The sequence below is a fragment of the Methylobacterium sp. WL18 genome, assembly GCF_008040015.1.
Lineage (GTDB): Bacteria > Pseudomonadota > Alphaproteobacteria > Rhizobiales > Beijerinckiaceae > Methylobacterium > Methylobacterium mesophilicum.
This window is the reverse complement of record NZ_VRVD01000604.1, coordinates 1-2,841: the sequence shown is the minus strand read 5'-3', so window position 1 is coordinate 2,841 and position 2,841 is coordinate 1. Positions and strand designations below refer to the sequence as shown.

Sequence of the window (2,841 nt, the reverse complement as noted above, 5' to 3'; positions counted from 1 at the left end):
GCGCGGGGCCGGATGACCGGCTCGGCGACCTCGGCGAGGTCGAGCACGTCGTCGGGCTCGGGCTCGGGCGACGGCGCGATCTCGGCGGGCTTGGCCGCCTGATCGTCCGCGATGATCCTCCGGATCGAGGCGAGGATCTCCTCCATCGAAGGCTCATGCGCCTTATCGGCAGCCTTGTCCTGGAATTTCGAGTCCGGGATCTTGGGGCTCGCTGCACTCATCAACAGGCGCGCTCAGGCATGGGATGTTCGGAGGATGACCCGATCGGGCCGGTCGTCAAACAGTATTCCATGCCAATTCGTCGCGGCAAGCGCGCCTGCACCACACTCCCCGGGGAAAAGACCTCAGCGTCCGTCCGGGGTGCGCAGGCCGAACCACAGATCCTTGACCTGATCGTAGTGGATCTTGGCACTGTAGTACTCCACCGGCAGGGCGGTGAAGCGGGCGGTGAGCTGCCCGATCGACTGGACCACGCCGTAGGAGAAGATCACCCGGTCGCGCTGGGCCAGGATCAGGTTCACCCGCGAGTTCAGCAGTTCCTGCTGGGCGTTGAGCACGTCCAGGGTGGTGCGCTGGCCGACGCGGGCCTCCTCGCGCACGCCGTTGAGCGCGACCTCGTTGGCCTGGACCTGTGCCTGCGCGGCGATGACCTGGGCCTTGGCGGCCTCCAGGCGACCCCAGAAATCGACGATCTGGGCCCGGACCTGGTCGCGGACCTGATCGACCTGGATGCGGGTCTGGCCGACCGTCTCCTTGGCCTGCCGGATCTGTGCGTAGGTCTGGCCGCCCTCGTAGATCGGGATGTTGAGCCGGCCGCCCACGAACCCGACGAAGAAGCTCGTGTTCGGGCCGTTCTGATCGTAGAGCTGGCTCAGCGAGCCCTGCAGGCTGAGCGTCGGCGCGAGCTGGCCCTCCAGGATCTTGACCTGGGCTTCCGCGGCATCGACGGCGTGGATGGCCGACACGACCTGCGGATGCTCGCGCAGCCCGATCGCGATGGCCGCATCGAGGTTGATCGGGACATAGCGATCCAGCGGCCGGCCCGGCGCCAGCTGGCGCGGCTCGACGCCGATATTCTGGCGGTAGACACCGATGCTGGTGCGCAGGGTCGACTCGGCAGCGCTCACCTGCGACCGGGCGCCGGCGAGCCGGGCCTCGGCCTGGGCCACGTCGGTGCGGGTCACCTCGCCGACGTTGAAGCGGTCGCGGGTCTGGCGCAGCTGCTCCTCCAGAACCTCGACGTTGTTCCGGTTGAGCTCCAGCGTCGCGGTGTTGCTGAGCACGTTCATGTACGCCTGGACGGCGTTGTAGAGGACCGTGAGTTCGGTGAACCGCAGGGTCTCGCGTTGGCTGTAGACGGTCGACTCGGCCCGCCGGACGGAGTTGTCGGTCTGGAAGCCGTTGAAGATCGTCTGCGAGACGGTCAGGCTCGCGCTGCTCGGCAGATAGGTCGTGCGCGTGGTCCGGTTCGACGACGTCAGCACCTGAGAGGTCACATCGGTGGACGTGCCGCTGCTGCCGGCCGACTGGCCGGCTGCCAAACCCGACGACGACGATCCCAAGCCGGCGCCGGCGCTGGTGCCGATGCCCGTCGAAGTTCCGACGGCGGAGCCCCCGGTGACGGCCGAGCCGGTCGTGCCGCCGAGCGATGTCCCGCCCAGTGACGAGCCGCCCAGTGACGAACCCCCGAGCGACGAGCCGCTGCTTGCCGCCGAGGTTCCCGAACCGGCTGCGGTTCCGCCGACGGAAGCGACCGCGCTGCCGCTGCGGGTCTGCAGATACTGCACGCCGATCGAGGCGCCGACATTGACCTGCGGCCGATAGCCTGCCTGCGCGATGGCGACGTTCTCGTCGATGGCGCGGACGCCGGCGCGGCTGGCATTGAGAGACGGATTGCCCTGGTAAGCCTTGGCGAGAGCGCTCTCCAAGGTCTCGGCGAGGGACGGATTCGTGGCCAGGATCGCGAGTCCGGACGCCATTCCGATCACTCGGAGCGCGGGGCAACTCGCTGGTGGACGTATTGTCACGATAACAAGCCCTTGCGGTCTTTATAACGGTCCGGATGTCCGCCGCGAAAACGGCCAAGGTACGGCGTTACGCAGGGATCCGATCAAGCCCGCCCCACCGTCACGCTTAGCGCAAATCCGCCGGTTTGGCTCGGGCTTGCCCGGCGTCGGCGTCGGAATGTGGTGCGTTGGGGCATTAAGGTGACACATGGCAGGCCGCCTCGGCAGGCGGCCACGCCGGCCGTAAACGCGGTGCCGAAAACGCGAATTCGTCCGTGTTCAGAGGGAGATGCGCGTTTGCCGCGCGGCCGGCGCGGGAACTCCGTGCAACCGCATGGTGGGGCGAACCTCCGGGACGGTCGAACCGAGCCGGGCACGCATCGGCCCCCGGCCCGGGCGCCCGATCCGAGCCGCGGGTGCGCCGACGCAACCGGTTTGACGTGCGTGCGCGGCTCCAAGAGCTCGTTCTCCGTCGCGGGACGCCCGGCAAGCCGTCCGTCGGCTCCCCCGGCCGTCCCCCGAACATCCGCGGCGCAGCGATGGGAAGCCGATGGATCGCCGCTGCCTCCTCTTGGACGCGGCCGCCGGAGACGCATCAATAGCGATCGTCGGCGGCGACGCCCGCGCCCGGCTCGGAAGGCACGGCGTCGCCGGAGCCCTGGCCCGGCTCCTGCTGTGGTCGCGTCGCGCGGGGCCTAACCACCGAGCCCGTGAGGGTCGGCGACGGCTTGGCCTTGAAGGCGGCACTCGACGGTGCGGCTTTCCCGATCGGTCCCGGCACCCCCTGCGGACCACGCGGGCCCGGCGGGCCTGCGGGCCCCGCGCTGCCCACCGG

At 69.3% G+C, this 2,841-nt stretch carries 1 protein-coding gene and 2 pseudogenes; all 3 read right to left on the bottom strand.

The features are described 5' to 3' along the window. Positions 1-221 (bottom strand): annotated as a pseudogene (locus FV228_RS25690) (DUF2497 domain-containing protein); the annotation flags it as partial. 123 nt (positions 222-344) lie between these two features. Beyond that, positions 345-1,979, bottom strand: a complete 1,635-nt coding sequence (locus FV228_RS25685) for a TolC family outer membrane protein (protein ID WP_147857128.1) — start codon at positions 1,977-1,979, stop codon at positions 345-347. 622 nt (positions 1,980-2,601) lie between these two features. Then, positions 2,602-2,841 (bottom strand): annotated as a pseudogene (locus FV228_RS33810) (collagen-like protein); the annotation flags it as partial.

What these genes read in the sequence shown, in the direction of transcription:
- FV228_RS25685 (WP_147857128.1), bottom strand. Translation starts at nt 1,979, where the DNA reads ATGGCGTCCGGACTCGCGATCCTGGCCACGAATCCGTCCCTCGCCGAG.